At 75.2% G+C, this 2,669-nt stretch carries 3 protein-coding genes; 1 reads left to right on the top strand and 2 read right to left on the bottom strand.

Annotated features, from left to right (window positions below):
* Together IE330_RS38305 and IE330_RS38300 are read right to left on the bottom strand one after the other, a co-directional pair.
* Positions 1-318, bottom strand: a 318-nt coding sequence (locus IE330_RS38305; RefSeq protein WP_190140794.1) for an RskA family anti-sigma factor, incomplete at its 3' end; no start/stop codon positions are given.
* 32 nt (positions 319-350) lie between these two features.
* Positions 351-893, bottom strand: coding sequence for a sigma-70 family RNA polymerase sigma factor (locus IE330_RS38300; protein WP_190140793.1), 543 nt, complete (start codon positions 891-893; stop codon positions 351-353).
* 203 nt (positions 894-1,096) lie between these two features.
* Between IE330_RS38300 and IE330_RS38295 the strand changes: the two genes are divergently transcribed.
* Complete coding sequence (locus IE330_RS38295) at positions 1,097-2,653, top strand: DUF4331 domain-containing protein (protein ID WP_190140792.1); 1,557 nt, start codon at positions 1,097-1,099, stop codon at positions 2,651-2,653.
* Positions 2,654-2,669 lie beyond the last annotated feature (16 nt).

Raw genomic sequence — 2,669 nt, 5'->3', positions numbered from 1 at the left:
GGCGAGGGCGAGCAGGCCCCGGCCGGAGGGGCGCCGCGGCGGCTCGGGGGCGGCCCGGGGCACCGGTGGCTCCTGGGCGGTGGTGCGTACGGCGGCGAGGATGCGCCGGCGCAGATCGGGGGGCGCGGGCACGGTGGCGGCGCGGGCGAGGCGCACCAAGTCCGCGGCGAGCGCGCGCACCTCCTCGGCGCACCGCGCACAGCCGGCCAGGTGCCGCTCGAAGCGGCGCGCCTCGGCAGGGCCGAGGGCGTCGAGCGCGTACGGCACGGCGAGGGAGTGCAGCGGGTGCACGGCGTCGCCGAGCCGCAGGCGGCCCAGGTACCGGCGCAGCGGTCCGGGTCCGGCAGCGCTCACGCGGCGGCGCCCAGGCAGTCGCGCAGCCGCAGCAGGCCGTCGCGCATCCGGGCCTTGACGGTGCCGAGCGGCACGGAGAGGCGGCGGGCCACCTCGCGGTAGGTGTAGCCGTCGTAGTAGGCGAGGGTGAGCGCCTGGTGCTGGAGGTCGGTCAGGCGCTCCAGGCAGCGGCGCACCCACTCGCGCTCCAGGCTGCCCTCCACCTCCTCGGCGACCTGGTCGAAGGCCGGGCCCTCGCCCCGCTCGGCGACGCGCCGCTCCCGCTCCCCGGCGGCGCGGGCGCTGCGCACCCGGTCGACGGCCCTGCGGTGGGCGAGCGTGAGGATCCAGGAGAGGGCGGTGCCGCGCGCCGGGTCGAAGCGGCCCGCGGTGCGCCAGAGTTCGAGCAGCACCTCCTGGGCCACCTCCTCGGCCTGCGCCGGGTCCCGCAGGACGCGGCGCACCAGGCCGTAGACCGGCCCGGAGACCAGCCCGTACAGCTCCTCGAAGGCCTGGTGGTCGCCGTGGGCCACCCGGGGCAGCAGTGCGTCGGCGTCCATGCCGTCCCCCTCTCCCGGTGGTGCCGGGCGCTCAATTCTGGCCCCGGCGGGGGTGCGGGGCGAGCCCCCGGACCGGATGGGCACCCGGGGAGATTCCCGGGCCCGCGACCCGTCCGGCGCCGCCCCGGCTCCGAATGGTGGGCATCAGACGGACCGCGCCCGCCCGACGCGCGGCCCGTACCGCCGAGATGAGGACGGACGCGATGACAGCAGTCGTCACCAGCCGTGCGAGGCGACGCCGGAGCCGTGGCGTCGCCGCGCTCGTCTGTGGTGCGCTGGCCGCCGGGGGGCTCGCAGCCGCCGGGGTCAGCACGCTCGAACCGGAGGCCGCGCACGCCTCCAGCCACCGGGAGGCCCCGCTGATCTCGGGGCAGCCGCAGTACGACACCACGGACGTGTACGCGTTCGTCAGCCCCGACCGGCCGGACACGACGACGATCGTCGCGAACTGGACGCCGTTCGAGGAGCCGACGGGCGGCCCGAACTTCTTTCCGTTCCCCGACGACGCCCAGTACGACGTGCACATCGACAACGACGGCGACGCGCAGGGCGACCTGCTCTACCGCTGGACGTTCGACACGCGCACGAGGAACGGGGACACGTTCCTCTACAACACCGGTCCGGTCACGAGCCTGAAGGACCCGGACCTGAACGTCACGCAGACGTACGACATCGACCTGCTGCGGCTGAGGGACCAGCGGACCGTCTCCACCACGAAGGTCGCCGACGACCTGCCGGTCGCGCCCTCGCACGTCGGCGGGGCCTCCATGCCCGACTACGGCAAGCTGCGCGACCAGGCCGTGCGCGAGGTCCGCGGCGGCGGCACCGCGTTCGCCGGGCAGGCCGACGACCCCTTCTTCCTGGACCTGCGCGTCTTCGACCTGCTGTACGGGGGCGACCTGTCGGAGGTCGGCCGGGACACGCTCGCCGGGTACAACGTCAACTCGGTGGCGCTCCAGGTCCCGAGCGCCGCGATCCGGCAGTCCGAGAAGCAGCCGACGGTCGGCGTCTGGTCCACCACCCAGCGCAGGAACGCCGCGGGCAAGTGGACGCAGGTGTCCCGGCTCGGCGCGCCCCTGGTGAACGAGGTCGTCGTCCCGGTGAAGGACAAGGACAAGTTCAACGCGTCCGCGCCGTGGAACGACGCGGACTTCCTGCCGTACGTCCAGAAGCCGGAACTGGCGCGGCTCGTCGAGAAGTTCTACAAGATCAAGGCGCCCGACGAGCCCCGCGAGGACCTCGTGTCGGTGTTCCTCACCGGCGTGAAGGGGCTGAACCAGCCGCCGCACGTGCGGCCCGCCGAGGCGCTGCGCCTGAACACCTCCGTCAAGCCCGCCGCCGCGCCCGAGCGGCTCGGCGTGCTCGACGGCGACAACGCGGGCTACCCGAACGGGCGGCGGCTCGCCGACGACGTCCTCGACATCTCGCTCCAGGCCGTCCAGGGCGAACTCGTCGGCAACAAGAACGACCTGGGCGACGCCGTGGACGCCAACGACCGGCCCTTCGGACGCTCCTTCCCGTACCTGGCGCTGCCCACGGCCGGTTCGCGCGGTCCGGTGGCCGACCAGGACGGCCGGGGCGCGCGGGACGCCCTCGACGGGGGCGCGGCGCCGATGCGCTCTACCGGCTCGTCGGACATCACCGGCCCCGTCCTGATCGCGTCCGCCGCGTCCGGCGGCGCCGGGGTGCTGCTCATCGCGCTCGGCATCGCCTGGTGGCGGCGGGCGCGGGGCAGCGGTGCCGCACCCGGGGGTGGCTGACGTGGGCCGCGTCCCG

Origin of the sequence: Streptomyces longispororuber (assembly GCF_014656095.1) — a bacterium.
Lineage (GTDB): Bacteria > Actinomycetota > Actinomycetes > Streptomycetales > Streptomycetaceae > Streptomyces > Streptomyces longispororuber.
The sequence above is the reverse complement of the archived record's forward strand: the minus strand, read 5'-3'. Positions and strand labels throughout refer to the sequence as shown.

What these genes read in the sequence shown, in the direction of transcription:
- IE330_RS38300 (WP_190140793.1), bottom strand. Translation starts at nt 893, where the DNA reads ATGGACGCCGACGCACTGCTGCCCCGGGTGGCCCACGGCGACCACCAG.
- IE330_RS38295 (WP_190140792.1), top strand. Translation starts at nt 1,097, where the DNA reads ATGACAGCAGTCGTCACCAGCCGTGCGAGGCGACGCCGGAGCCGTGGC.